The organism is Commensalibacter sp. Nvir, from assembly GCF_963921845.1.
Taxonomy (GTDB): domain Bacteria; phylum Pseudomonadota; class Alphaproteobacteria; order Acetobacterales; family Acetobacteraceae; genus Commensalibacter.
On the sequence record NZ_CAWUGZ010000008.1, the window covers coordinates 1 to 3,496 of the forward strand.

Below are 3,496 nucleotides of genomic sequence, written 5' to 3' on the forward strand. Positions count from 1 at the left end.
ATGTGATAATAATATTAACGTAACCAAGCAAGCCATCCCCTAATTTGATAATACGTTTAAAATAATTTTTAATTTTGCATAAAGTTTACTTATTAAAAGTAAATAACCATTAGGTTTACACAATTATTTTAAAATCAAAATTGACAAAAACATTCCCAAGTTTTTCATGAGTTCAATATATTATACTGATAATTGCTTACAATAATCTTAAAAAAATTGAATATGTTTTGACAAATTATTAATGTTAATGTCTGAGATAATACTTTACACCATCCATATTGTAACCCCCTTAATAATAACTTTAAAAAAATTTAAGCGAAACTGCATCAAATCACCTCAAAAAAATTTAACAAATAATTTTATTGTAATTTTAAATAATATAAATACGAATAAGAACCATCATAAAACATATATATTCTTTAGTTTTGCTATTTATAGCCACTTTAGAGTCGTAAACTTACGATTTATTACCTAATATAATACTGTAAACGATATGATCTCTTGCCATAACGACAAACGTTTACTTAAGGAAATCATGATACCAACCATTGAAATATAACATCAATTTGCTAAAAATCCTCATTAAGTCGATGAAACATATAAAAAGCATTACAAAGCTACGGCTACACTTTTAGGACCGCTTAAGTTGTTAACTACACGTTAACCCTGTTTCCAACAAATTGATGTTATGTAATTTTGACCATTTTTAGGCAACATATCAAAAATAAAATTAGCTACAAAAAGAAATATTAGATTAATCTTTTTTAGAATTTACTTATAGAAACAATGCAACGGATATAAATCTTAAATTGTAAAAAACATCCAATCAAAGCCATTTTTTATTATATAAATCCAAAAACAATTTATATTACACTGCTTTACTGCTTCATACGTGGCATAAAATAATTTTTTAGAAAGTATAGTAAATTCAGTTTTTCAAAATCAATATCAATTATTCTGTAACTAATTTCTAAAATCTATCGTTTCTCAACTCCAAAGATTTACAGACATAATGGTATCTTCACGCTCTGGACTGGTCGAAATAATACTGATAGGTACTCCAATAAGAGCTTCAATTCGTTCAATATACCTTTGAGCTGCTACAGGCAACTCTGACCGTAAACGGATGCCGTATGTACTTTCGCTCCATCCAGGCAAGGTCTCATAAATAGGCTTTAAACGTTTTTGCGCCTCTAAGTTATAAGGAAAACGATGCAGCACTGCACCATCTAACTCATACCCAGTAGCAATTTTTATTTCTGTTAAACCGTCGAGTACATCCAGTTTCATTAAAGCAAGGCCATCTAATCCGCCCACTTGAACTGCATGTTTAACCAATATGCTATCAAACCATCCACAACGTCTTGGGCGCCCAGTTACAGTTCCAAACTCGCACCCTTTTTTTCCTAAGTATTGCCCGTCTTCGTCAAAAAGCTCTGTAGGGAAAGGACCTTCTCCTACACGCGTAGTATAAGCCTTGGCAATACCTAAAATATAGCCCCCTGATCGAGGCCCTGTCCCACTACCAATACCTGTTTGGGAAGGAACAGTATTTGAACTGGTTACAAATGGATACGTGCCATGATCGACATCCAACATAATAGCTTGAGCGCCTTCAAATAAAATAAATTTATTTTCATGAATATACTGAGCCATTAATTCTGGTATAGGCGCCATAAAGGGCAGTATTTGAGTAGCCACCTCATTAATATACCGTAATGTATCTTCTTTAGTAAAATTTTTCTCACCCAGTGAGGTAAGCAAAGCGTTATGATGAAATAATAATTCATCTAAACGCCAATTTAATGTTTTTGATTCAAGTAAATCGCATAAACGTATTGCTCTTCTTGCTACTTTATCCTCATAAGCGGGCCCTATGCCACGCCCAGTCGTCCCAATTTTTTTATCCCCTCTTGCACGTTCTCTTGCTTGATCTAGCGCTACATGAGAGGGTAAAATAAGAGGACAATTTTCTGCAACTTTGAGTATTTCAGGTGTAATATGAATATTTTGATCTCTGAAGCGAGCAATTTCTTTTAGTAATGCCTGAGGATCAAGGACAACCCCATTACCAATGATGCTTGTCTTTTGACGAACAATACCTGAAGGCAATAAAGATAGTTTGTAGCTTTTACCCTCAACAACTAATGTGTGCCCAGCGTTATGACCCCCTTGAAAACGTACAACTATATCGGCCTTACTTGCCAACCAATCAACAATTTTTCCCTTACCTTCATCACCCCATTGGGCACCTACAATGGTAATACTAGACATCAAACTTTCCTAACATATTTAAGGTAATTTTGTACAATTTTAAGCTTCCTTATTCATAAGTGACATTATGGACTTTTCTTTGTATATAAAATGACAATCTAAACGCTTTGCTTCTTGCTCGTCGTCATAAATTTCTTCTAGTCCCATGACAAGTGAATACCCTTTATGACGCAAGTGCTTAACGTGTTCGATGCTATTACCAAAAGGTATATAAATCTTACGAAAGGTATTCATATCAATATTTACTGCCTGTAACAATATATCTGGACGAAGTGTCATTCCACAAGCTGCTTCGCCATTATTCGAAAGATAGCGGCCTCCTCGACCTACCTCTCCGCTGATACCTTCAATATATACCGAAATGCACAATCCTGTATGATAGTTCCATCCACGAAATTCAACCGGATCTATCGTCAACGATATCGTGTCATTCTGTTTTTTAATAGTCTCTGCAGAAACAAATAATCTTTGTAAAATAAGATTTGCTTCAGGGGAAAGATGTAATTTTTTTAGCATTTCAAAGGCTCTATCTATCGGACCAGCCGCCTCTAGCATTGTGATAAGCGTTTCCGAAGCTGGCCCAGCAAGTTGTTTAACCGCCGCTACATCTTTACGATCCAATGCACGAAAAAGCGTTTTGGCGGATGCAGGAGTAAATTTTGCCTCATATATAATAGTCTGAGCGAGCTGAGGCATAAGTAAATCAAAGGAGATGATGGACTTTATACCTAACCCTTTTAATGCTTCAGAAGTAATTGTAATTATTTCTGCATCCGCCTGGGGACTATCCACACCAATAAGCTCAATGCCGGCTTGTAAAATCTGTCGTGTTGAATGGTTTTTGGTTCCACTTACCCATACACAAGGTCCTGAATATGACAAACGTAAAGGTCTTGGAGAATTAATCAGCCGCGTCGTCGCAATACGTGCAATTTGCGGAGTGATGTCTGAACGTAATCCCATCATATAATGCGTCTCAGGATCCATTAAACGAAATGTCTGTTCAGCAACCCCTGTGCCTGCATGCGCCAAAATACTTTTTTCAAATTCCAATAAAGGGGGATTAACTCTTTCGTAACCAAAGGCGACAAAAGTATCCATGATTGAATGCAATCCTCTTGCCTCCACTTCGGCGTTAACAGGTAGAAGATCACAAAAACCTACGGGCAGCAACGCACTGCTCATCTCCATATCATTGATCATTAAATAAGCGCCTCTGCTA

General features: G+C 35.8%; 2 protein-coding genes. Both read right to left on the reverse strand.

All coding sequences use genetic code 11. The annotated features are described in order from the left end of the window. Positions 1-987: 987 nt before the first annotated feature. Entirely contained in the window at positions 988-2,274 is a 1,287-nt protein-coding gene (locus AABE15_RS00375; RefSeq protein ID WP_338329296.1) for an adenylosuccinate synthase, read from the reverse strand. Positions 2,275-2,313: 39 nt separating this feature from the next. After that, a partial coding sequence (locus AABE15_RS00380; protein WP_338329297.1) for an ATP phosphoribosyltransferase regulatory subunit occupies positions 2,314-3,496 on the reverse strand: 1,183 nt, incomplete at its 5' end.

Coding starts and splice junctions, on each gene's coding strand:
- AABE15_RS00375 (WP_338329296.1), bottom strand. CDS start 2,274: ATGTCTAGTATTACCATTGTAGGTGCCCAATGGGGTGATGAAGGTAAG.